The following is a 21,791-nucleotide window of genomic DNA, read 5'->3' on the forward strand; positions in this document are numbered from 1 at the left end:
GTTGAGCGGTCGTCAGACAAAAGAAAGGCGGTCGCTCTCGCGACCGCCTTTTTTCCCGTTCTAGCCGCGGTCAGGTCGCGATGTTCGAAGTCACCGGCTTGGCGGTCACCTCGAAACGGTCGGCATCCATGACCTTCACCCAAGCCTTGATGAAGTCCTTGACGAATTTTTCCTCGTTACCATTCTCAGCATAAACCTCGGCCGTCGCGCGAAGCTGCGAGTTCGAGCCGAACACCAGGTCCGTACGGGTGGCGCGCCATTTTTCGCCCTTCCCGCCGCGGTCGTGTCCGATGAACTCCTCGTCACTCGCCGTGTCGACGAGCTGCCAGAAGGTCTCGTTGTCCAGCAGATTAACGAAGAAGTCGTTGGTCAGCTGGCCCTTGCGATCGGTCAACACGCCCTCGGGCTTATCGCCGTGATTGGCGCCGAGCACGCGCAGACCACCGAGCAGAACCGTCATTTCGGGAGCCGACAGACCGAGCAGCGAAGCCTTGTCGAGAAGCAACTCCTCGGTCTTCACGGTCTGCCGCGTCCTGAGATAGTTGCGGAAGCCATCGGCTTGCGGCTCCATCCAAGCGAAGCTCTCGACGTCGGTCCAGTCCTGTGTCGCATCCCCGCGACCACCGGTGAACGGCACCTTGATCTCGAAACCGGCATCCTTCGCCGCCTTCTCGATTGCCACCGAACCCGCGAGAACGATCGCGTCGGCAAGCGATATCGCACCGCGCAACTCATTGAGCTTGGCAAGCACCGTCGCAAGCTCCGCGGGCTCGTTGATCGCCCAATCTTTCTGAGGCTCCAGCGCGATACGCGCGCCGTTGGCACCGCCCCGGTGATCGGACTTGCGGTAGGTCGAAGCGGACGCCCAAGCGGTCTTCACGAGCTGACCGATGCTGAGGCCAGAGGCCAGGACCTTTTCCCCGAACGACCCAGCCTCGGCATCGCTGGGCGCCGTACCTTCCGGCACCGGATCCTGCCAGATGAGCGTCTCTTCCGGGACTTCCGGCCCGAGGTAACGAACCTTCGGGCCCATGTCGCGGTGAGTCAGCTTGAACCAGGCACGCGCAAAGGCGTCGTCAAGCGCCGCCTGATCGTCGCGGAAACGCTCGGAAATCGCGCGGAACTCCGGATCCACTTTCAGCGCCATGTCCGCCGTCGTCATGATCGTCGGCACGCGCTTGCTGGGGTCGCGCGCGTCGGGAGCCATGTCCTCCCATTCCTGGTTGATCGGCGTCCACTGCTTCGCACCCGCGGGGCTTTCCGTCAGCTCATACTCGTACTTGAACAGCAGGCGGAAATAATCGCCGGTCCACTTCGTCGGGTTGTTCGACCACGCACCCTCGATCCCCGAGGTGGTGATGTGGCCCTTGCCGATCTCCTCGCTGTCGGTGAGCCAGCCGAGGCCCTGCATGTGCACGGCTTCCGAAGCAGGTTCCTTACCGAAATTCTCGGCGGGCTTCGCGCCGTGCGTCTTGCCAAAGGCGTGGCCGCCCGCAGTGAGCGCGACCGTCTCCTCCGAGTTCATCGCCATGCGCGAGAAGGTGGCGCGCATGTCACGCGCCGAACCGAGAGGATCCGGATTGCCGCCGGGGCCTTCGGGATTCACGTAAATGAGGCCCATCGAGTCGGCGGCCAGCGGCCCTTCGAGCTCGAGCTCCTCGTCCGGGCGGATCCGCGACTTATGCTCGGCGTGCCCGATCCACTGCTCTTCGGCGCCCCAATAGGTGTCGCCCTCGGACTGATAGACGTCCTTGCGGCCGCCGGCGAAGCCGAAGGTCGGGCCGCCCATGCTCTCAATGGCGACGTTGCCGGCCAGAATAAACAGGTCGGCCCAGCTGATGTGCTTTCCGTACTTCTGCTTGAGCGGCCATAGCAGGCGCCGTGCCTTGTCGAGGTTCCCGTTGTCCGGCCAGCTGTTGAGCGGTTCGAAGCGCTGCTGGCCTGACGAAGAGCCGCCGCGCCCATCCGTAACCCGGTAGGTGCCCGCGGCATGCCACGCCATGCGGATCATGAAGGGGCCGTAGTGACCGTAGTCCGCCGGCCACCAGGGCTTGCTGTCGGTCATCAGCGCGGTGAGATCGGCTTTCAGCGCCGCATAGTCGAGCGTCCGGAACGCCTCTGCATAGTCGTAGTCCTCGCCCATAGGGTTGGGCGACACGCCATGCTGATGAAGGATTTCGACCGGAAGAACGTCGGGCCACCAATCCTTGTTGGTCCGACCGAGCAGCGAACGGACAGTGCCCGCACCGCCGCCTTTTCCGCCCATCGGGCAGCGTGCGCTAGGATCTTCGTCGGCCATTTCGCTACTCCTCTTTATGCGATTTTCCCGGTTTAAATTTGAGGAATAAATTTATCCAATGAATTAAAGAGTTTTCTGCTATCGCTTCAGTCGATGAAGCCCCTCCCGTCGCTCAGGCAATTGTCGTATCTGCTCTCACTCCACGAGCATGGGCATTTCGGACGGGCGGCTGTCGCCTCGTTCATCTCACAATCCGCCTTCTCCGCGAGCATAGCTGAGCTCGAGCGTGTGCTTGAGACAAGCTTGGTCGAGCGCTCCAAGCGCCATGTCCGCTTCACCCCGATCGGCGAGGAGATCGTGGTCCGCGCTCGGCAAATCGTGCGAGCTGCCGAAGACCTTCATGTCGCTGCGCAGCGCTCGTACGAGCCGCTTGTGGGCAGCCTGCGATTGGCAGCGATCCCTACAGTTGCCCCGTTCCTGTTGTCCAGTATCCTGCCCGCGATCGCGCGCGACTGGCCGCGACTGCAGCTGTATGTGCGGGAGATGGTGACGAGCGTCGCCTGTGAAGCGATGGAGCGGGGTGCGATCGATTGTGTGCTCCTCGCCCTGCCGGTCGAGTGCGGCGACGTCGAAAGCATCAATATAACAGTCGATCGCCTGATCCTCGTCGCGGCTAAGGGACAGGATGAGATGGCGTCGCCGCTATGCAATGCCGACGATGACCGATTGCTTCTGCTAGAGGACGGACACTGCCTCAAAGAGCACGCTCTTGCGGCTTGCAACCGCGCAGCTTCGGAGGCTGAAGGCCGGCTGGTCGCTTCCACGCTGCACACGCTCGTCCAACTGGTCGACGCCGGTCTCGGCTACACGTTGCTCCCGCAGATGGCGATCGACGCCGGCATCCTCGGCGGCACGCGTGTCGAGACGCGGCCGGCGCAGGGCCTTCACGCAGAGCGAATGATCGCGCTGGTTTGGCGCAGCGGCCATCCGCGTACGAGCGACTTTAGGCTGCTTGGCGAGACCGTCAGGCAATCGGTGGGCGGCGACGCAGCTTAACGATCCCTCAGAGCTCTCCGTCTATCTTAATCAATCCCAATACGCTTTGAAAGGCCGCCAGAGATCCCGCCCCGCCGTCCTACTCACGCGCTTCCGACTGTAAGTGCACGAAGATGTACCGGAAAGACCCAATCCCGGCCGCTCAGCGGCGGTTTTGGCGCTCCCGAAAGCGGCCATCCGTTCATCGCTCAGTTGGTGGTCTGCGACCGGGTCTGGGGGCTAACGAAATGTCCGCTCTTCCCTTCCGCCGACGAACGAGCGAAACATCTACGTCTAGTGGGCAGGGAGCAAGGTCATGCAGAGCACGTGTGTCGCGGGCGCAAGGATGCTTGCTGCTTTGGCGGCGTCCTTTGCCAGCGTAGGAGCCAGCCCACCTGTTTTGACGCCAACGGTTAAGCAGATCGGCGAGTCGATCCGCGACCGCTCCGTCCGCACCGCCCGCGACTGCGGCGCGACCCCTGCCGTTCGTTCCGGCGGTCGTCGTCGACCCCACCAAGACCATCGACGTGCATTATTCGTACGACGACCGGACCGTCCATTTCACCGAGTGGGCCAACCTCGATGCCGACAGCCGCGCCGCGATCACCGCTTGGGCGGCGAAGGGGACGCTCGGCCTGTCGCCCGAAGGCATGTACCGCGAGATGTTCGACAGCTTCATCGCCCCGCACGAGCTCGGCCACTATCTCCAGGATGTCGCCAAGCGCTGGAAGGGCATGAGTGGCTGGGATGCTGAACTTGAGGCGAACCGGATCGGCATCGCCTTTTGGTCGCTCCAGCCCGGACCGGAAGGCAGAGTCGAGGCCCGCATCGAGAACATTACCCGCTTTCTCGACGACGTCCCCTCGCCCGTGCCCGCCGGAGACACGGCAGAGGCGTTCTTCAATCGCAACTACGCCGCCTTCTCGCGCGGCGAGGAGGGGCCGCTGAACGCTATGAACTACAGCTGGTTTCAGGCGCTGATGTTCAAGACGGCGCTCCGCGAGCGCGGCGACCACCCCTTCTGCAAACTGGTCGCGTTAAACAAGGCAGCTTAACCCCACTGTCCCCATTATAGCTCGTCAAACGACTGCTTCTCGGCGTCTGCAGAACGGCAGCTTTTCGCTGCACCAACGCTTTGACCCAATCCCGGTCATTAACGGCGTGATCCCCGCGTCCGACAAGCGTACATTCGTTAATGTGATCGATTTCATAAGTCCGCGGATGCGAATGTGAACGGTTATAAGGCGAGCTTTGCGGCCGCTCGCTTCTGGCTACGACCACGGGCGTAGCCAGAAGGGTCTTACCTATACGTCGCCTTCAACCCGCCCCAACGGTGCGGGTCCCTCCGCCAAATTCTCACATTCCAGGGCCCACGCTGTGGGGTCGCCAAGAAGCGCGCCGCAGATATAGGCGAGCGTCATCCGCTGGATGACGGCGACCCGCGCCGGGTCTTCGTCGGTGGTCTCCGTTACGTCATAGCCCGAAACGCCGCCCAGCATGTGTTCGCCGCGGAAAAGCGTGAGCAGCGCCTTTTTGCCGGCGCTGAGCCGATAAGGGTCGGCAAACCAGTCCGGGCCGCGCATCGTCAACGGCGAATGGTCCGCATCGCCGGCCACCACCAGCGTCGGCGTGGTCATGTGGTCGAATCCGGAGTTCAGATGGGGCGTGATTGCACGCCCCAAGTCGCTGAGATCCGATCCACCGCGGCCGCCCGATGCGAGCAGTATCCCGGCTTTGACCCGGTCGTCGGACATGTCTTCACCGTCGCCGTTGGCCCCGAGCATCCGCGCGCCGAGCAGCATGCTCGTCGTCTGCCCGCCGAACGAATGACCGGCCGCTGCCACGAGACCATGGTTCGCGCGGCCCTCGAGACCGGGCAGTGACCGCGTGATCGTGGCCAAATTGTCCAGGATACGCTTCATGTCCTCGACGCGGGTGCGCCAAATCAGCGGACGGCGCGGATCGTCCTGTGCGAGGCCAAGTCGCCTAGCGTCGAGATGCGTCGGCTGGATCACGACGAAGCCGTGCGCGGCCCAGTAATCGGCGAGCGGCGCATAGCCGTCCATCGAAGAGCCATAGCCGTGCGAAAACAGGATGACGGGCAGGCCGTCGCCTGTCACCGGGCCGGAAACTCGCAGTTGCAGATCCTCGCCCCGGCCGGGCGCTGGCAGCGCGATCCCTCGCGCCGACAGCACCGGCATGGGGGCGTCCATGTTTGCGTCGCGCCAGACTGCGCGTTCCATCACTCCGATGCCCCTGCTGCGGCCTCGTCGACCACATCGATCACGATCTTGCCGAACGGGCCCGCGTCGAGACGGTCCAGTGCTGCAGGCAGATCGGCGAGTGGAAAGCGGCGGTCAATCACCGGCGTCATGCCGGTCCGCGAGATGGCGCGCACCATATCCTCTAGCGCGCGACGATGACCGGTGCCGATGCCCTGGATCGTCACGTCCTTCATCATCAGCGGCATGGCGGGAGAAGAGATGTCGAACCCGTCAAGCGCACCGATCTGAGAGATGCGCGCGCCGACTGCCGCCGCCTGGACCGACTCGCCGAGATAGGCCCCGCCGACGGTCTCCAGGATATGATCCGCACCACTGTCGTCAGTCAGCGCGTATAGCGCCTCCAGCCCGTCCGGACGATGGCGATCGATTGCGTGGTCGGCACCCAGCGCTCGGACGCGATCAATCTTCTCCGGACTGCAGGAGACGAGCACCGTCGCGCCGTGCAGCTTCGCGAACTGGAGCCCGAACAGCGCCACGCCGCCAGTCCCCCGGATCAACACGGTGTCGCTGGCGCGCACGCCGCCACGCTCGACGAGCGCGAACCAGGCGGTAAGCGCAGCGCAGGGCAGCGTGCTCGCCTGAACGTCGTCCAGCGTCGCCGGCGCCGCGACCAACCAGTCCTCGGGCAGGACGACATACTCGGCCAACACGCCTGCGAAGAAGCCGCCGAGCGTGCGGTAGGCCGGCGTACGGGCGGTGCCCTCGCGTGCGCCATCAATCCACTCGGGCGTAAAGCAGGAGATCACGCGATCGCCAACCGCGAAGCGTTCGACGTCGTCCCCTGTCGCCACGATCCGGCCGGAGAGGTCCGAGCCAGGCGTGAACGGAAAGTCGAGCGCCAGACCGCGCCCGTTCTCGACGACCATCTTGTCGCGGTGATTGAGCGAAACCGCGCCCACCTTCACCAGCACCTCATGCCGCCCGGGGACCGGGATCGGGCGCTCGCACAAGGTGAGGCGATCGCGCCCAATCCCATCCATCTCCCAGCGCCGCATCATGTCCGTCATCGTCGATCCTCTTCGCGTCTCGAGCCGATATCGGTCATCCACCAAACGAGTATAATGCCCTCGATCCGGCACGGGCCGTTGAACAGGATGCACCAATATGCGCGGCGCGGAGTTTGCCGAACTGATGGCGTTCATGGCGATCGCCGAGGAACGAAGCTTTCGCGGCGCCGCGAAGCGGCTGGGCATGTCGCCCTCCGCGCTAAGCCACAGCATGCGGTCGCTCGAACAGCGTCTGGGCGCCCGCCTCCTCCACCGTACGACCCGCAGCGTCGCGCCGACCGAGGCAGGGCAAGCCTTGCTGAAGCGGCTAGGGCCGCCGATCGCAGAAGTCGACGATGCGGTGCGCGATGTCGGCGCCTTCCAGCAGCAGCCGCGTGGGCTCGTGCGGATCAACATGCCACGCACTGCGGCGCAGTTGATCGTGATGCCGAAACTGGCGGCTTTTCGCGCGGCCTACCCCGACATACGGCTAGAAATCGTGATCGACGACAGCATCACCGATGTGATCGCCAAGGGCTTCGATTTCGGAATCCGCTCGGGCACGATCGTCCAGCAGGACATGATCTCGGTGCCCCTCACTACGGACCTGCGCATGGCGGTCGTCGCGTCACCAGTCTACTTCGCGGAGCGGCCGCCGCCGCAGACGCCTGCTGAACTCAACGGTCATGCCTGCCTGACGTACCGCTGGTACGAAACCGGAGCACTGCATCCATGGCGCTTCGATGGCCCGGAGGGTCCTGTGGACGTGATCGTCGACAGCGTGATGACTGCCAACGACACCGACCTTCTGCTCGACGGCGCCTTGCGGGGGTGCGGCGTCGCACTGCTGGTCGAGAGTCTGGTGGAGAGACACCTTGCAAACGGATCGCTCGAGCGCGTGCTGGCCGATTGGTGCAAACCTTTCCCGGGCTTCCATCTCTACTATCCGAGCAGACGTCACATGCCTGTCGCCATGAGAACCTTCATCAACTGTATGAAGCTGTCGTAGCGCGTGTTCTCGTTGAAGGCAGAGCTGATGCACTCAAAGCTTGCCACCAGCGACTAATCGCGGCCTGCAAAAGCCTCCTCCAGCATACCAAGCGCTGCCCGCACCGCCGGGTTTACCCGACGGCTCTCCGGCCAGAGCGCGGTGATCTTGTTCCGCTCCACCGCGAAGTCGGCCAACACCGGGACCAATTCTCCCCGCTTGACATAGGGAGCCGTGACGAACGTGGCGCCCATGCCGATGCCGGCACCAGCCGCGAGCATGGCAACAAGCGCCTCGCTGACGTCGGCGGTCAGTGTAGAGGGCGGGACGACCTCGATCACCCTCCCCTCGATTCGAAACGGCCAGCGCAGCGGCTGTCCCGTGCTCTGGTAGCGAAGCGTGACCGTATCATGATCGGCCAGGTCGTCCGGATGCGTCGGAACGCCGCGCTCGGCAAGGTAGGCCGGAGAGGCGAAGCAGCAAAGCTGCACCGGTGCCAGCTTGCGCGACAGAAGTCTCGAGTCTGCGAGGTCGCCGATGCGAACGGCGATGTCTATGCCCTCGTCGACGATGTTCACGAAGCGGTCGCTCAGCCGCAGATCGATTGACAACCTGGGGTATTGTCGACGGAATGCAGGGAGCGCCGGCGCGATCACGTGCACCCCGATCGGCAGCGAACTCGCAATCCGCAAGCTGCCCGACGGCTCCGAACGCGTAGCAGCCGCCACCTGCCCGATCTCCTCCGCGTCGCGCAGCAGCCGAACCGCCCGCTCGTGGAGCTCGCGGCCTTCCGCGGTCAGCGTCAGCGATCGGGTGGTGCGCGTGAACAGCGGCACGCCGAGTTGCTTCTCGAGCCGCTGGACGCTCTTGCTGACCGCCGAGGGCGAGATCGACAGCGACCGCGCCGCGGCGGTGTAGCTGCCCAGCGTTCCCGCACGCGCGAACGCAAAAAGGCCTGTCAGCCGCTCCAGCGCCATTTGTTCCTTCATGGCATCACTGAAGCGCCACTCGCTGCCATTATCAACCCCTTGAGCCGATCGTATCTCGTCCCGCATGGATCAGAAGATGGAGATGATGGTGAGTGAGATGATGATGGCCGTACGGTTGCATGCATTCGGCGGACCCGATGTACTGCGCTACGAGGAAGCGCCGCGCCCAGCGATCGGACCGGGCGAGGTGCTGGTCCGCGTGCACGCGGCCGGCATCAATCCGCCCGACCTGTACCTGCGCGACGGCTACCGCACGATGCCGCCGGAATGGCAGCCTCATCCTGCATTCCCGATCGTCATCGGCACCGACGTGTCGGGCGTGGTCGAGGCCATGGCTGATGACGTAACGGGCTTCGCCATTGGGGACGAGGTGTTCGCGATGGTGCGGTTTCCGGAAGACCTGATGAAGGGCAGCGATGCCTACGCCCAGTACGTCCGGGTGGCCGCCACGGAACTGGCGCTCAAGCCTGCGGGCATCGATCACGCCCACGCAGGCGCTGCCCCCATGTCCCTGCTGACGGCATGGCAGTTCCTGATTGAACTCGGCCACGACGCCCCTAACCCATTCCAGTCCTTCCGCCACGAACCCGTGCCGCTCGCCGACAAGACGGTGGTGGTGAACGGCGCCGGCGGCGGGGTGGGCCACCTGCTCGTCCAACTCGCCAAATGGCAGGGCGCGCACGTCATCGCCATTGCATCGGGCAAGAACGCGGCGCTGATGCGCGATCTCCACGTCGACCGCTTCGTCGACTATACCAAGGAGGCTGCGGAGGAGGTGATCGACGACGCGGACCTCGTCGTCGATGCGGTGGGCGGCGCCAACATGGAGCGGTTCCTCCGTATCCTGAAGCCCGGCGGCGCGCTGTTCCTGGTCAATCCGCTCGGCTTTGCCGGATATGGCGAGGCTTACGAACGCGGCATCACCGTATCCTCCACCCAGGTCCGCTCTAACGGGGCGCAGCTCGAAGAAGCGGCTCGCTTGCTCGACGACGGCACGGTCCGCGTCGTGGTGGACAGCAGCTTCCCGCTAGCGGACGCGGCGGCCGCCCATGCGCGCACCGCCAAGGGCGGCATCCAGGGGAAGATCGTCCTGGATGTCGCCTGACCGTCGCGGCCTCAAGCAGGAAGGCGTCCTCCCATGCTGATCGTCACCGGCACCATTTCCGTGCCTCCCGCCGACCTGCCGCGTTTCGTCGCGGAGGTGGAGGCCCTCGCGACCGTCACGCGACAGCGCGACGGCAACCTGTCTTACGACACTGCCGTGCTCGATGCAGCAGCTGGGCGGCTGCTGGTGGCGGAGCGGTGGCGTGACGAAGCGGCGCTCTTCTTCTCTGCCGTCGCCCTCGCGGCGACCGTCATCTTCTGGCTATGACCAATGAGTCCTGACCCTAGGTCGGCTGCTTCACGGACCGTGAAGTCGACCTACGCCTATTGCGCGCGATGCAAATGCGCGAGCGATGCTTAGGCAACTGCTCGAGCGTCTTGGGATAAATACGCGTTCAGATCGGTGATCGGCATAGGCCTGCCGAAGAGGTAGCCCTGCGCCGTCGAGCATCCGCAAGCGCGTAGCAGGTCGCGCTGAGCTTCGGTCTCGACGCCTTCCGCAATCACTTCGACCCCCAAGCTGGTTGCAAGATAGACCATTGCGTTGACGACAGCGGCGTCGACACGATCGGTGCATATTTCGCGGATGAAGCTTCGGTCGATCTTCAGCCGGCTAAGGGGATAGCGCTTGAGCAAACTGAGAGACGCAAAGCCGGTCCCGAAATCATCAAAAGCGATCCCGACGCCCGTCTTTCGCAGCGCGCGTAGCGGTGCGAGCATCGTGTCGTCGTGCCGCAAGACGATATTCTCGGTGATCTCCAGTTCCAGCGCCTCGGGCGGCAAGCCGGTCCGGTCGAGTACCGCGGCGACGTCGATCGCCAGCTGCCCTGTACTGAACTGAGCGCCGAACACGTTGACGCCTACTATGAGATCAGGGACCTTGCGGCGCATCCCTACAGCGTCAGCGCATGCGGTCTCCATGACCCACCGCCCGATTTCCGGCGCGAGAAGGCCGCTCTCGACCGTGGGGAGGAAATCATCCGGCGACAGCAAGCCGTGCACTGGATGACGCCAGCGTAATAGTGCCTCAACACCAAGCAGCGCGCGGTCAGCTATCCGAACCTGCGGCTGGTAGAATAGCTCGAACTCGTTCCCGTCGATCGCGCGGCGCAACTCGCTTTCGAATGCCCGGCGATTGATCGCCGCGTCACGCAGCGGCGAGGCAAAATACCGCCGGCAGTTTCGTCCTTCACCCTTCGCCTGATACATAGCAAGGTCCGCCGCGGAAAGGAGATCCTCCGCGAATTCGCCGTCCTTCGGGCCGAAAGCGATGCCGATGCTGGCACCGATATGGACCATTTGCTCCTCGGTGACGCATGGCGCGCCGATTGCGGCAATGATACGATCGGCAGTTGCCCCGACGGCTGCCTGGTCGGGGCTGTCCGGCATCAGAACGGCAAATTCATCGCCACCTAGCCGCGCCACGGTATCGATCGATCGAACGCACTCACGGATTCGCTCTGCCACTTGGCATAAGACCGCGTCACCAGCGGTGTGGCCCAGCGTATCATTGACGTTCTTGAAGCCGTCGAGATCGACCATAAAAACCGCAACGGGTTCAGCTTTCGCACACTCGCCGATCCGGCCGAGCAGGACGGCACGGTTGGGGAGACCGGTCAAACTGTCGATGTGGGCCAGATTGAAGAGCCGGGTTTCATTGGCGCGACGTTCGCTAATATCCCGAATGATGGCACCGAAGCTGGTCTGGTCCGCCTCGCACCACATCGACAAGGAAAGTTCGATCGAAAATTCCGATCCGTCCTGACGCGCAGCGTCGAGTTCGACAGTCGTGCCGACCAGCCTCGGCTTACCGCCAGCCGCAACGCGCTGCAGTCCACCACCGTGGCCGCCGCGCATACGTTCGGGAACGATGATATCCAGACTTTTTCCCACCGCCTCGTCGGCAGTGAAGCCAAACAGACGTTCGCAGGCAGTATTCCAGAAAGTGATATCGCCGTCTTGGTCGGCACAGATGATGCCGTCGGGCGATGTGGCGGCAATATTCTCGAACCGGGACTGGCTGATCGCTCCTGCTATCGCCAAGCGCCGTATTTCGAGCCTGTCTGTCACGATCCTGGCAAGCGCCTGAAGGTTCGTCCTGTCCTTGTCGGAGAAGCCGTTCCTCGGCCGGTGATCGATGATGCAGAGCGAGCCAATCGCAAATCCGTCTGGCGAGCGCAACGGAACGCCAGCGTAGAAGCGGATATAGGGGCTACCGGTCACCAGCGGATTGGTCGCGAAACGAGGGTCAAGCAACGCGTCGGGAATGACCAGCATGTCGGTCTGGGTGATCGCATGCGCGCAAAAGGAAATGTCACGCGCAGTTCCGCAGACATCAAGGCCAATGCGCGCCTTGAACGTCTGGGTGTCGCGCTCTACGAGCGAGACCAGAGCTATCGGAACATCGAACAGCCGTGCCGCCAGTTGAACCATCTCATTTAGGTCGACATCGTCGCTTTCGCTAAGCAGATCGTATTCCGCTAGCGCTGCCAATCGGGCGTCTTCGTTAAAAATATGGGGGGCCGATCGCATGTTTTTCCTGGCGCTGGTTTCGCCCCCCAGAGATAAGCTGAAAACCTCAACACCTTGTTACTTAAGCGGAGTAGTCGACACCGTTCACAATCATTCTTCGCGAATTTGGCGGACAGCGCCTTGCCACAATCGGTTGCCGACTCGCTGTTCCGACCCTTCACGGACGCGTGGGAAAAATGGGTACGTCAACCGCCTGTAACCGCTGCCCTCGCGAGGATTTCCGATCTGCCAAACCGTCGCAGATAGACGACTGCCATAGCGACGACGCGGCAACTGCGACCCAGTTGTGGACGTTCCCGCGCGGTTTTCGCTTCCCCAATTTGGACATTTGTTCATGCCCGTATCAACCGCAACTGAGTGCGGGTCGCCGCCCAAATTTCGGCGATCCTCTGGAAAGAGCAACCTTTTACCGAACCCCTGCCCTACTTCCCCAGCCGACCGCATCCCTATATGCCCGTTGGATGGATATAGCTGGCTTCGACCTGAACCTCTTGAAGGCGTTCGATGCCCTCTACGCGGAACGCCACGTCACCCGTGCGGGCCAGCGCATCGGTCTGAGTCAGCCGGCGATGAGCGGGGCGCTCACGCGGCTGCGCGAGGTGCTCGACGACGAATTGTTCGTGCGGTCGTCGACGGGGATGCAACCGACACCGCGCGCCGATGACCTGGCAGGCCCGATCGCCGCTGCGCTTCGCCTGATGCGGACCGTCCTGCAAGACGATGGCTTCGACCCGGCGACCGCCGATCATGTCGTCACGATCGCCATGACCGACTATGCGGCCTTCGTCCTGCTGCCCGCGCTGCTGGCGAACCTCGCCACCGAAGCGCCTCGTCTCGAGGTGCGGGTCCGCGGGATTTTCGGCAAGGACGAAGTCGTCGATCTACTCGACAGCGGCGAGGCGAGCCTCGCGCTCAGCGTTCCCGTCGACGCCTCGGCACGCATCCTGACACGTCCGCTGCTTCGGGAAGGTTTCGCCTGCATCGCCCGGCCCGGGCATCCGGCCTTTGCGAACGCGGCCGACGTCGCGGCGTTCGCGGCGGCCCCGCATCTCCTGGTATCGCCCGAGGGCGATCGTGCGGGGCTGGTCGACCGCAAGCTTGCGGCCCTCGGGCTGGCACGCCGTGTCGTGCTGAGCCTGCCGCAGTTCCTGGTCGCGCCGTTCGTCGTCGCCGACACCGATCTGATCGCGACGCTTGCCGCGCGCGTCGCCCGGCGGTTCGCCGCGGCCAATCTGGGTATCGTCGTGTATGAGCCGCCGATCGCGTTGCCGGACTGGCCGCTGGCGATGATGTGGCATCGGCGGGTAGACGATCATCCCGCTACGGTCTGGCTGCGCGACTGCATCGCCGGGATCGCCGCGTCGGCCTGACGCCATCGGCCCCGCTGATAACGGCGTATCACCTCTTGCGATTTCCCGCAGCGCCCCAGGTCCGCTCTACCTCGCGCCACAGGGGCAATGAGGTGCTGACATGCGTGTATTGGTAACGGGTGCTACAGGATTGATCGGCGGCGCGGTCGCGCGTCGACTCGCGGCGGCGGGGCATGGCGTGGTGGGACTCGCGCGTTCGGAAGCGAGCGCGGCCAAGCTGACGGACATGGGCTATCACGCGGCCTACGGCGACCTGGAGGATGCAGCGAGTATCGCAAACGCCGTTCAGGACGTAGACGCGGTCGTCCATGCCGCGTCGCCGAACGACCAGAACAGCGCGACTTATGACGAAGCGGCGACCCGCGCGATCATCGATGCGCTACGCGGCACGTCGAAGCGCTTTCTCTATACGAGCGGCTGTTTCCTGTACGGTGCCACCGGCGACACCCCCGCAACGGAGGACAGCCCGCTCGATCCGCTGGAAATGGTGCGCTTTCGCCAGGCGCTCGAAGCGGAGATCCTAGGCGCCGCGGCTGATGGCGTTCACGGCATCATCATCCGTCCCGCCTGGGTCTACGGCAACCACGCCTGGACCACGATGATGATGTACGGTTCGGCGCAGGAACATGGCGCGGCGCGGTACGTCGGCAACGGGCGGAACCGCTGGACGTGCGTGCATGTCGACGATCTCGCCGATCTGTATCTGCTGGCGCTCGAAAAGGCGCCGGCGGCCTCGATCTTCAACGGCGCGCACGGCGCCGCTATCCCGCTGATCGACATCGCACGCGCCGCCAGCGAGGGTGCTGGCGCCGCGGGCCGAGTGGCGGAATGGCCGCTGGAAGAGGCTCGGCGGGCGCTCGGGAGGTTCGCGGATGCGATCGCGTGCGACCAGCTGGTGTCGGGCGAACGCGCCGAACACACGCTTGGTTGGCGTCCGTCGCGACATTCGATCCTCGATGAACTGCGCTCCTACGCCGCGCCCGCCGCCTGAACGCACGTCGTTGCGATGATCGGGTCGTCTCGATCGCAGACAGCCGTTCACATCGACACGAGTCCGGGCAGACCGAAAGTCCGCCCGGACTGGTAGCGTGACGCGGCTACATGCCGGCTGCGGTCGGGCGGACGATGACCTCGTTGATGTCCACACCATCGGGCTGTTCCAGGGCGTAGCGGATCGCCCGCGCGATCGCGTCGGGGGTCAGCGACTTCTGGCGCCACGTCGTCAGTGCAGAGGCGATCGCCGGGTCCGTGATGTCGTTGCCCAGTTCGGTCGCGACGACTCCGGGGGATATTATCGTCGTGCGGATGTCGTCATGCTCCTGACGCAACCCTTCGGTGATTGCCCAGACCGCATATTTGGTGGCGCAGTAGACGGCGGCACTCGGCATCACGAAATGCGCGGCGATCGATGCCACGTTCACGACGTGACCCGCCTTCCGGGCGATGAACCGGGGCAGCACGGCCGCGATCCCGTTCAGCACGCCGTGAACATTGACGTCGATCATCCGCGTCCACTCGTCCTGCTTCAGCGCGGCGAGCGGCGAGAGCGGCATCACGCCGGCATTGTTGATCAGCACGTCCACGCGGCCGAACCGCGCTTCCGCCGCGTCGACGAAGGCGGCGAAGCTCGCCGCGTCGGTCACGTCCAGCACGTGCCACGCGACATTCGCACCCAACTCCGCCGCGAGCGCCTCGAGCCGCCCGGTCCTGCGCGCGCCGATGAAGAGGCGCGCGCCCCTGCCCGCCAGTTCCCGCACTGTGGCCTCGCCGATACCGCTGGACGCGCCGCTGATCAGCACAGTCTTGTCGATGACGTCGTTCATGATGAGTCCTTTCCTGTGGCCATGAAGGCTGGGCACAGATGGAACCGAACCATCGGTTGGCGCGAGACCGATCCGCCGCGATCGTTGCACGATCCTCCGGAACGACGGGCGCCACGCTTGCCGATGTACGTAACAGCGGACACAACCCCTCGATGAGCACGATCGCAGATCTGGCCGCACTGGCTGCACGCCACATTACCCGAACCGGCATGGTCAGCACGGGAATCGCTCGGCTGTCGCTTTTCCGGGCCGACGAACCAACCGTCCCCTTGCCCGCCGTCTACGATGCGTCGCTTTGCATAATAGCCCAGGGAGCCAAGCGGGTCTCGCTCGGCGGACAAAGCCTTCTCTACGATGCCGCGCATTACCTGCTGGTCTCGGTCGATCTCCCACTCGTCGGACACGTCATTCAGGCCGAGCGGGACGCCCCGTACCTTTGCTGCAAGATCGACATCGACCAAGCGGTGCTGGCGAACCTCATCCTAGCCGAAGGCGCCCGGGCACCCAAGGCCGATCTGCCGGCGCTTGCGGTCTATCGCAGCGACGACGATCTGGTCGACGCGGCGTGCCGGCTGGTCCGTTTGCTGGACCAGCCCGACAGCATCGCCGCGCTCGCGCCGCTGATCGAGCGGGAGATCCTGTATCGTTTGCTGAAGGGGCCCCACGGGCCCGCGCTTCGCTACATGGCGGTCGCCGACAGCCACCTCAACCAGGTCAGCCGCGCGATCGCGACGATCCGCACAGGGTTCGACCGGCCGCTCCGCATCGGGGACATCGCCACCGCCGCGGGGATGAGCGCGTCGTCGCTGCACGAACACTTCAAAGCTGTGACGAGAATGACGCCGCTCGAGTATCAGAAACAGTTGCGCCTGCAGGAGGCACGGCGCCTGATGCTGTCGGAAGGCACCACTGCGAGCGGCGCGGGTTTTGCCGTCGGCTACGAAAGCCCTTCGCAGTTCAACCGCGAATATGCGCGCCTGTTTGGCGCACCGCCCCGTCGTGACATCGAACAGCTGCAGCGCAGCAGCAATCTACTGACGCCGGTGTAGCCCCGCTTATTTCCGCTTCGACCCAATCCCGGTCGCTCAGGCCGCTATTCGCGCATCCCAACTACCGCCATTCGTTCATCACAGCGAAGGGGCAGTTTCGGGCAGACCGGCTTGGCAGTTGAACGGCATAACCTGCGCGCCGCGATGTCGGGCGTGTCGACCTTGTTCCTGCTGAACGGCGTCGTCGCGGAGGAGTTCACCCAGGCGGTGATCGCGCTCAACGTCGCCCGCGAGGTCGGGATCGAGCGGATCGTGTACCTGTCGGTGATCCACAGCGACGTCTACGTCAACGTTCCCCATTTCGCCGGCAAGTTCGGCGTCGAGCGGATGATCGAGGCGATGGGCCTGCACGCCACCATCCTGCGCCCCGCCTATTTCATGGACAATGAGATCACGGTGAAGGACGTGGTCACCGGCTACGGCATCTATCCGATGCCGATCGGCGACAAGGGCCTGGCGATGATCGACGCGCGCGATGTCGGCGAGGTCGCCGCGATCGAGCTGATCCGCCGCGAGCAGGCGCCGCAGCCATTGCCGACGACCTACATCAACCTGGTCGGGCCCGACACGCTGACCGGCGCCGACGCCGCCGCGATATGGTCCGACGTTCTCGGCCGCGAAATCGCCTTCCCGGGCAACGACACCGCCGGCTTCGAACAGAATCTGCGCGCCTTCATGCCCAGCTGGATGGCGTACGACATGCGCCAGATGGCCGAGCGCTTCCAGAGCGACGGCATGATCCCCGAGGCGGGCGACGTCGACCGGCTGACCGCGCTGCTCGGCCGCCCCTTGCGCACCTACCGCGACCACGTCGCGCAGATCGTCGGCTGACCCCTTTCCCCTCTATCCGAACAAGGACCATCGTCATGATCTATTCGACCGCCACCGTCGCCGTGAACCCCGAAGGCGAGACGCCGCTGACCCGCGAACAGGTGTGGCAGGGGCTGGAGCGCAAGGCCCGCGACGCCCGCCTGTTCCTGCCGCCGGGCCTGTGCACCCGCTGCGACGTGACCGAGGAGAGCGCCGCCCATTTCGTGCGCGAGGCGACGATCGCCGGCCAGGACCTGCGCGAGATCATCGTGCTCGAGCGACACGCCAAGGTCACCTTCTTCCAGGCGACCGGGCCGCGTGAGGGTGCCATTGTCAACGAAGTGTTCGAGGACGCGGCAGGCCAGCTTCAGCTCAAATTCTACTGCTATCTCGGCCTGCGCGGGAAAACCCCCGGCGGACCCGAGGAACAGGCCGAACAGGCGCAGTTCGACAGCGACACGGGGTACAAGGCTGCGCTGCTCTCCACGCTGAAGCGCACCCGCGAGATGCTCGCCGATGGCACGCTCGACCTCCACGCCGCTACAGACGAAGGAGTCTCAAGATGACCACGGCAACCCTCAACCCGTCGCTGCCGGATTCTGCATCCCAGATACCATCGGCGCTCAGCGCGACCGTGACACAGCAGATCCGCGTTCCGGGACGGATCGAAGACGTGTTCGACTTCCTCGTGGCGGAGGATGTCCTGCCCAAGATCCTCACCGGCTACGGCCTGTTGCCCGGGATCGTCTCCACCTCGCAGGTGTCAGGCCCGTGGGACCAGCCGGGCTCGACGCGGACGGTTCACCTCGCGGACGGCAGCACCGTCCGGGAAGGGGTGACTCACTACCAGCGCGCGCGCTATTTCGCCTATCGCATCTGGCAGCCGAGCTTCGCGCTCAAATATCTGATGTCGGGGGCGGTCGGACAATTCTGGTTCGAGCAGCAGGGCGGCGAAGTCGCGGTGACGTGGACCTACACCTTCGCAGCGAAGAACCGGATCGCCAGAGTACCGCTGTGGCTGTTCGTGCAGGCGCAATGGAAGGGCTACATGGCGGTCTGCATGGCCAACATCGCCCGGCATCTCGCGGCGCCTTGATGGCTCTCACCCATGGTCCCGGGGACGTCAGCCCGTGCAGGCCCCGGATGCGTCACCGCACGAGCATGCCGTTGAGGAGCAGGTCCACCAGATGCGCAACGCGCGACGCGGGTGCGGTGTCCTTTTCGACCGCGATCGCTATTGCACTCACCACACAGATGATGTCGTCGAAGGTCGCATCGCTCCGAATGATCCCTGCCTCCTGCGTGCGCCCAAGCAGTCGCTGCCCTTCCGACGTGATTGCCATACAGCCGGGCGTGCCGTGCTGAATGACCGTCCCCAGCGAGGCGGCGAGGCTTTGATAGACGCTCGTATTGATCGCGAGCTCTTCGAGAAACTGGCGCATCGCGTCCGCGGGATCCTGATCTCTACCGCGCGCGCAACTCGTCTCCGCGACCGACAAGAACCGCTCGTTGCTGGTGGCCGCCAGAAGCGATTCTCGCGTCGGGAAGCGACGATAGAGCGTGCCGATCCCGACCTTCGCTCGCTTCGCCACCTCCTCCAGCGGGATGCCGCCCCCCCGTTCCAGGAAGAGCTCCTCCGCGGCGACGAGAATGCTTTGGCGGTTCCGTTCCGCATCAGCGCGTAGGCCTGCCTCGATCAAATCTTTCATCCTCGACTTGCTAAGTGGAGGATTCCTCCATATTTCAAATGGAGCATTCCTCCACTTACTCGAAAGACGGTATGATGACGAAGCGGTTCGAAGACAAGGTCGTAGTGATTACCGGCGGTAGCGACGGCATCGGGTTGGCAACCGCGCAGCTCTTCGCGGAGGAGGGAGCCCTCGTGTACATCACCGCGCGGCGACAGGCATTGCTTGATCAAGCTGTCAGCCAAATCGGTCACGGTGCAGTCGGCGTGCAGGGTGATGTCACGAATTTAGATGACCTGACAAAGCTCTACGATCACGTCGCGCGTGACCACGGCAAAGTAGATGTCGTTTTCGCAAATGCCGGCATGCACCAACCCATTTCGCTAGAAGCGCTTGAAGAAGCTCACTTTGATGCGACGTTCGACCTCAACGTCAAAGGTCTGGTTTTCACGGTGCAGAAGGCGCTGCCGCTGATGACGGAAGGGGGCGTGATCGTCCTTAACGGTTCGATCGCCGGATCCAAGGCATATCCAGGCCAATCCCTGTACAATGCTAGCAAGGCCGCCGTCCGCTCCTTTGCACGGAGCTGGACCATTGATCTGAAAGATCGCGGCATCCGCGTAAACGTCGTTTCGCCTGGCGCTACCGAAACCAAGCTGATGCGGGGCTATTTTGACGCGGCACCAGAGGCCGAAGCAGAGGTCATCAAGGGGGTCCCCCTCGGCCGCCTCGGCCACCTTGAGGATGTCGCGAACGCCGTGCTGTTCCTGGCATCGAGCGAAAGCAGCTTCGTCGCAGGTCATGAGCTCTTCGTTGATGGCGGCGTCGCTGCTGTCTGACCCCGATACATCGAAGCGTTGAAAGCGCTCTCAATGCGCTCCCGAGAAAACTGAAGGATAACCCGATGACGATGCCCGAACAGTCGCTGACCACCCTTCGCCTCAAGCGCCAAGAAGGCGTGCTGTGGGTCTCGATCGACGTCCCGCCCGTCAACCTCATGACGGCCCAGCTTCTCCTCGATCTGGACGCAGTCGCTGCATCGGCCGAGAACGATCCAGACCTGCAAGTCATCGTCATCCAGAGCTCCAACCCGGAGTTCTTCATAGCACACGGTGACCTGACCTTCGTCGAGAACCCTGAGGCGTATGCCGCCCTGCCGATCGCGGAGGAGACGCTCGTCGGAACCGGCCCGATGATGCGGCTTCACGAGCGCTGGCGGCGTCTGCCCCAGACCACCATCGCGAAGGTCGCCGGCCTTGCCCGTGGGGGTGGCCCAGAGCTGATGGCCAGCCTGGACCTCCGCTTCGCAGCGCTGGAGACCGCCGCATTCGGCCAGTTCGAGACCCTCACGGGCATTGTCCCCGGCGCTGGCGCAACTGCCCACCTGCCCCGCCTCGTGGGCCGCGCTCGCGCCCTCGAAATCGTGCTCACAGGCGGCCTGATCGACGCCGCGACTGCGGAACGCTGGGGATGGATCAATCGAGCTCTGCCTGCCGAAGAACTGGACGCTTTTGTCGACTGGGTCGCACGGACCATTGCCAACCTACCCGCAGGCGTTCGAATCGCAGCTACCAATGCGATCGACGCAGCCGACGGCCCACTTGAGGACGCTCTGCGTGCGGAGGACCGCTACCTCGGCGAAACCTTCACCCCCGCCTCCGGAGAACTGGCCAAGGCAGCGCTCGCGTCCGGCGCTGGCACGCGCGAGGTCGAGCTGAAGCTCGAAGAGGTTCTGCGGGCAAACCTCGCTCGACGATCATGAAATCCACTCTCTTCTGAAAAAAAGGAAATTCGATGCGTTCGCGCTCGGCGCATTCTGGAACTGCCAATCGAATGCACGGGTCGCTGACTTGGGCAGGATTCGGACTTTACTTCGACATTAACATATCGGGCGCGCTCCGTCTGCGACCCACGTCTTGAGGAAAACACCAATGACCAATTATCGTCTAGACGATGAGCTCGCGCAGGCCCTAGGCCGACTTCCTCCAGACTTTCTGAACATGCCCAATCCTCCCGCGAATGACGTGCAGGCACTACGCGATCGAATTAACTATCAGTATACCGAGATGGGGCGGCTATCACCGCCCGTCCCGGACGGCGTCAGTCGTGAAGACGTTTCCCTCCCCGTTGGCGACGGTGTCACGCTCGAAGCCCGTTGGTACACCAAGGACGACGCCCGCCCCGGCTCCGCTGTCGTCTACTCTCACGGAGGCGGGCAGGTGGCTGGCACCCTCGATCACTACGACCGAAGGATGCGCGTCTACGTGGCGGAGACGTCTGTCCCCATTTTGTCGGTCGGCTATCGCGTGGCTCCCGAGGGCAAAGGACAGCAACTCAGCGAGGACGTCTTCGCCGGGGTGATGTGGCTAATCAACGAGGCAGACAGCCTTGGAGTGGACACCACCCGCATCGCGGTGATGGGCGACAGCGGGGGCGGAGGACTTGCGGCGACAGCCGCCGTATTAGCGAGGGACCGTGGAATTCCGATCGCACAGCAGATTCTGGTGTACCCCATGCTCGACGACAGGGTTACGGTCTCTAGCGCGGCCCTCGCTCCCTTCCTCGCATGGACCGCTGGCATGAACGAGACCGCTTGGAACGCTCGGGCCGATGGTCCAGCCTCGGAGACGACCTCTCCTGCACGGCTCAACGACGCCCGTGGCCTGGCGGCCGCCTACATCGAGGTAGGCGATCTCGATCTATTGCGGAACGAGAGCCTTGCCTACGCCCAGAAGCTGGCGGCAGCCGACGTCCCGCTCGAGCTCCACGTCCATCCCGGGACGCCACATGCCTACGAATGGCTGGATGAGAGTGCAGCCGTCACTCGGCGCGCCCTAGCGGATCGCTATCGCGTCCTTCGCTCCCTTTGAGGCTGCCCGTGGATGTAGCTGAC

21 protein-coding genes are annotated in these 21,791 nt (G+C 64.0%); 14 read left to right on the forward strand and 7 right to left on the reverse strand.

Annotated elements, in window-relative coordinates:
• Positions 1-70: 70 nt before the first annotated feature.
• The gene (gene katG / locus FSB78_RS10210) at positions 71-2,299 is read right to left on the reverse strand and encodes a catalase/peroxidase HPI (protein ID WP_147082407.1); all 2,229 of its coding nucleotides are present in this window, start codon (positions 2,297-2,299) and stop codon (positions 71-73) included.
• A 93-nt stretch (positions 2,300-2,392) separates the two neighbouring features.
• Here katG and FSB78_RS10215 point away from each other — a divergent pair, with 93 nt between their 5' ends.
• Both FSB78_RS10215 and FSB78_RS10220 read left to right on the forward strand, forming a co-directional pair.
• Positions 2,393-3,295 (forward strand): hydrogen peroxide-inducible genes activator, encoded by a 903-nt coding sequence (locus tag FSB78_RS10215; protein ID WP_147082409.1) that lies wholly within the window; start codon positions 2,393-2,395, stop codon positions 3,293-3,295.
• A 506-nt stretch (positions 3,296-3,801) separates the two neighbouring features.
• Complete coding sequence (locus FSB78_RS10220; protein ID WP_147082411.1) at positions 3,802-4,329, forward strand: hypothetical protein; 528 nt, start codon at positions 3,802-3,804, stop codon at positions 4,327-4,329.
• A gap of 249 nt (positions 4,330-4,578) precedes the next feature.
• Here the strand turns inward: FSB78_RS10220 and FSB78_RS10225 are convergent, their stop codons facing one another.
• Complete coding sequence (locus FSB78_RS10225; protein WP_199743161.1) at positions 4,579-5,475, reverse strand: alpha/beta hydrolase family protein; 897 nt, start codon at positions 5,473-5,475, stop codon at positions 4,579-4,581.
• A 41-nt stretch (positions 5,476-5,516) separates the two neighbouring features.
• Positions 5,517-6,566 (reverse strand): zinc-dependent alcohol dehydrogenase family protein, encoded by a 1,050-nt coding sequence (locus tag FSB78_RS10230; RefSeq protein WP_147082413.1) that lies wholly within the window; start codon positions 6,564-6,566, stop codon positions 5,517-5,519.
• A 97-nt stretch (positions 6,567-6,663) separates the two neighbouring features.
• Here FSB78_RS10230 and FSB78_RS10235 point away from each other — a divergent pair, with 97 nt between their 5' ends.
• Positions 6,664-7,554, forward strand: a complete 891-nt coding sequence (locus tag FSB78_RS10235; RefSeq protein ID WP_147082414.1) for a LysR family transcriptional regulator — start codon at positions 6,664-6,666, stop codon at positions 7,552-7,554.
• A 53-nt stretch (positions 7,555-7,607) separates the two neighbouring features.
• Here the strand turns inward: FSB78_RS10235 and FSB78_RS10240 are convergent, their stop codons facing one another.
• Positions 7,608-8,588: a LysR family transcriptional regulator gene (locus FSB78_RS10240; protein ID WP_242008177.1), complete on the reverse strand. Its 981-nt coding sequence runs from the start codon at positions 8,586-8,588 to the stop codon at positions 7,608-7,610.
• Here FSB78_RS10240 and FSB78_RS10245 point away from each other — a divergent pair.
• A complete protein-coding gene (locus FSB78_RS10245) occupies positions 8,587-9,627 on the forward strand; it encodes an NADP-dependent oxidoreductase (RefSeq protein ID WP_242008179.1) in 1,041 nt (346 codons plus the stop codon). The two genes, FSB78_RS10240 and FSB78_RS10245, sit on opposite strands and share 2 nt — an antisense overlap.
• A gap of 33 nt (positions 9,628-9,660) precedes the next feature.
• Positions 9,661-9,894 (forward strand): putative quinol monooxygenase, encoded by a 234-nt coding sequence (locus tag FSB78_RS10250; RefSeq protein WP_147082415.1) that lies wholly within the window; start codon positions 9,661-9,663, stop codon positions 9,892-9,894.
• 89 nt (positions 9,895-9,983) lie between these two features.
• Here the strand turns inward: FSB78_RS10250 and FSB78_RS10255 are convergent, their stop codons facing one another.
• Positions 9,984-12,158: a putative bifunctional diguanylate cyclase/phosphodiesterase gene (locus FSB78_RS10255; RefSeq protein WP_147082416.1), complete on the reverse strand. Its 2,175-nt coding sequence runs from the start codon at positions 12,156-12,158 to the stop codon at positions 9,984-9,986.
• A gap of 461 nt (positions 12,159-12,619) precedes the next feature.
• On the opposite strand from FSB78_RS10255, the gene FSB78_RS10260 reads away from it, so the two are divergent.
• Together FSB78_RS10260 and FSB78_RS10265 are read left to right on the forward strand one after the other, a co-directional pair.
• Positions 12,620-13,528 (forward strand): LysR family transcriptional regulator, encoded by a 909-nt coding sequence (locus FSB78_RS10260; RefSeq protein WP_147082417.1) that lies wholly within the window; start codon positions 12,620-12,622, stop codon positions 13,526-13,528.
• Between the two features lie 100 nt (positions 13,529-13,628).
• On the forward strand, positions 13,629-14,519 hold the full coding sequence (locus tag FSB78_RS10265; RefSeq protein ID WP_147082418.1) for an NAD-dependent epimerase/dehydratase family protein: 891 nt from the start codon (positions 13,629-13,631) through the stop codon (positions 14,517-14,519).
• Between the two features lie 106 nt (positions 14,520-14,625).
• Here the strand turns inward: FSB78_RS10265 and FSB78_RS10270 are convergent, their stop codons facing one another.
• Positions 14,626-15,351, reverse strand: coding sequence for an SDR family oxidoreductase (locus tag FSB78_RS10270; protein WP_147082419.1), 726 nt, complete (start codon positions 15,349-15,351; stop codon positions 14,626-14,628).
• Positions 15,352-15,503: 152 nt separating this feature from the next.
• Here FSB78_RS10270 and FSB78_RS10275 point away from each other — a divergent pair, with 152 nt between their 5' ends.
• The 4 genes from FSB78_RS10275 (at position 15,504) to FSB78_RS10290 (ending at position 18,306) form a co-directional block, all read left to right on the forward strand.
• A complete protein-coding gene (locus tag FSB78_RS10275; RefSeq protein ID WP_147082420.1) occupies positions 15,504-16,400 on the forward strand; it encodes an AraC family transcriptional regulator in 897 nt (298 codons plus the stop codon).
• 111 nt (positions 16,401-16,511) lie between these two features.
• The gene (locus FSB78_RS10280; protein ID WP_242008180.1) at positions 16,512-17,231 is read left to right on the forward strand and encodes an NmrA family NAD(P)-binding protein; all 720 of its coding nucleotides are present in this window, start codon (positions 16,512-16,514) and stop codon (positions 17,229-17,231) included.
• Positions 17,232-17,266: 35 nt separating this feature from the next.
• Positions 17,267-17,776 (forward strand): AtaL-like protein, encoded by a 510-nt coding sequence (locus FSB78_RS10285; protein WP_147082422.1) that lies wholly within the window; start codon positions 17,267-17,269, stop codon positions 17,774-17,776.
• The gene (locus tag FSB78_RS10290; protein ID WP_147082424.1) at positions 17,773-18,306 is read left to right on the forward strand and encodes an SRPBCC family protein; all 534 of its coding nucleotides are present in this window, start codon (positions 17,773-17,775) and stop codon (positions 18,304-18,306) included. Before FSB78_RS10285 ends, FSB78_RS10290 begins: the two co-directional genes overlap by 4 nt.
• Positions 18,307-18,358: 52 nt before the next feature.
• On the opposite strand, the gene FSB78_RS10295 is transcribed toward FSB78_RS10290, so the two are convergent.
• Positions 18,359-18,919 carry a TetR/AcrR family transcriptional regulator gene (locus FSB78_RS10295; RefSeq protein WP_242008182.1) on the reverse strand — a complete coding sequence of 187 codons (561 nt, stop codon included), beginning with the start codon at positions 18,917-18,919 and terminating at the stop codon, positions 18,359-18,361.
• Positions 18,920-18,993: 74 nt separating this feature from the next.
• Here FSB78_RS10295 and FSB78_RS10300 point away from each other — a divergent pair, with 74 nt between their 5' ends.
• The 3 genes from FSB78_RS10300 to FSB78_RS10310 all read left to right on the forward strand — a co-directional run bounded on the left by FSB78_RS10300 (position 18,994) and on the right by FSB78_RS10310 (position 21,768).
• Positions 18,994-19,737, forward strand: coding sequence for an SDR family NAD(P)-dependent oxidoreductase (locus FSB78_RS10300; RefSeq protein WP_147082426.1), 744 nt, complete (start codon positions 18,994-18,996; stop codon positions 19,735-19,737).
• A 65-nt stretch (positions 19,738-19,802) separates the two neighbouring features.
• On the forward strand, positions 19,803-20,660 hold the full coding sequence (locus FSB78_RS10305; protein WP_199743162.1) for an enoyl-CoA hydratase/isomerase family protein: 858 nt from the start codon (positions 19,803-19,805) through the stop codon (positions 20,658-20,660).
• 169 nt (positions 20,661-20,829) lie between these two features.
• Positions 20,830-21,768 carry an alpha/beta hydrolase fold domain-containing protein gene (locus FSB78_RS10310; protein ID WP_147082429.1) on the forward strand — a complete coding sequence of 313 codons (939 nt, stop codon included), beginning with the start codon at positions 20,830-20,832 and terminating at the stop codon, positions 21,766-21,768.
• The last annotated feature ends 23 nt before the right edge of the window (positions 21,769-21,791 follow it).

This window comes from Sphingomonas ginsenosidivorax (assembly GCF_007995065.1).
GTDB classification, from domain to species: domain Bacteria; phylum Pseudomonadota; class Alphaproteobacteria; order Sphingomonadales; family Sphingomonadaceae; genus Sphingomonas; species Sphingomonas ginsenosidivorax.

Excerpts from the sequence above, each read along its gene's own strand:
- katG (WP_147082407.1), bottom strand. The coding sequence starts at position 2,299 with ATGGCCGACGAAGATCCTAGCGCACGCTGCCCGATGGGCGGAAAAGGC.
- FSB78_RS10215 (WP_147082409.1), top strand. The coding sequence starts at position 2,393 with ATGAAGCCCCTCCCGTCGCTCAGGCAATTGTCGTATCTGCTCTCACTC.
- FSB78_RS10225 (WP_199743161.1), bottom strand. The coding sequence starts at position 5,475 with ATGCCGGTGCTGTCGGCGCGAGGGATCGCGCTGCCAGCGCCCGGCCGG.
- FSB78_RS10230 (WP_147082413.1), bottom strand. The coding sequence starts at position 6,566 with ATGACGGACATGATGCGGCGCTGGGAGATGGATGGGATTGGGCGCGAT.
- FSB78_RS10235 (WP_147082414.1), top strand. The coding sequence starts at position 6,664 with ATGCGCGGCGCGGAGTTTGCCGAACTGATGGCGTTCATGGCGATCGCC.
- FSB78_RS10245 (WP_242008179.1), top strand. The coding sequence starts at position 8,587 with ATGGATCAGAAGATGGAGATGATGGTGAGTGAGATGATGATGGCCGTA.
- FSB78_RS10240 (WP_242008177.1), bottom strand. The coding sequence starts at position 8,588 with ATGCGGGACGAGATACGATCGGCTCAAGGGGTTGATAATGGCAGCGAG.
- FSB78_RS10250 (WP_147082415.1), top strand. The coding sequence starts at position 9,661 with ATGCTGATCGTCACCGGCACCATTTCCGTGCCTCCCGCCGACCTGCCG.
- FSB78_RS10255 (WP_147082416.1), bottom strand. The coding sequence starts at position 12,158 with ATGCGATCGGCCCCCCATATTTTTAACGAAGACGCCCGATTGGCAGCG.
- FSB78_RS10260 (WP_147082417.1), top strand. The coding sequence starts at position 12,620 with ATGGATATAGCTGGCTTCGACCTGAACCTCTTGAAGGCGTTCGATGCC.
- FSB78_RS10265 (WP_147082418.1), top strand. The coding sequence starts at position 13,629 with ATGCGTGTATTGGTAACGGGTGCTACAGGATTGATCGGCGGCGCGGTC.
- FSB78_RS10270 (WP_147082419.1), bottom strand. The coding sequence starts at position 15,351 with ATGAACGACGTCATCGACAAGACTGTGCTGATCAGCGGCGCGTCCAGC.
- FSB78_RS10275 (WP_147082420.1), top strand. The coding sequence starts at position 15,504 with ATGAGCACGATCGCAGATCTGGCCGCACTGGCTGCACGCCACATTACC.
- FSB78_RS10285 (WP_147082422.1), top strand. The coding sequence starts at position 17,267 with ATGATCTATTCGACCGCCACCGTCGCCGTGAACCCCGAAGGCGAGACG.
- FSB78_RS10290 (WP_147082424.1), top strand. The coding sequence starts at position 17,773 with ATGACCACGGCAACCCTCAACCCGTCGCTGCCGGATTCTGCATCCCAG.
- FSB78_RS10295 (WP_242008182.1), bottom strand. The coding sequence starts at position 18,919 with ATGAAAGATTTGATCGAGGCAGGCCTACGCGCTGATGCGGAACGGAAC.
- FSB78_RS10300 (WP_147082426.1), top strand. The coding sequence starts at position 18,994 with ATGACGAAGCGGTTCGAAGACAAGGTCGTAGTGATTACCGGCGGTAGC.
- FSB78_RS10305 (WP_199743162.1), top strand. The coding sequence starts at position 19,803 with ATGACGATGCCCGAACAGTCGCTGACCACCCTTCGCCTCAAGCGCCAA.
- FSB78_RS10310 (WP_147082429.1), top strand. The coding sequence starts at position 20,830 with ATGACCAATTATCGTCTAGACGATGAGCTCGCGCAGGCCCTAGGCCGA.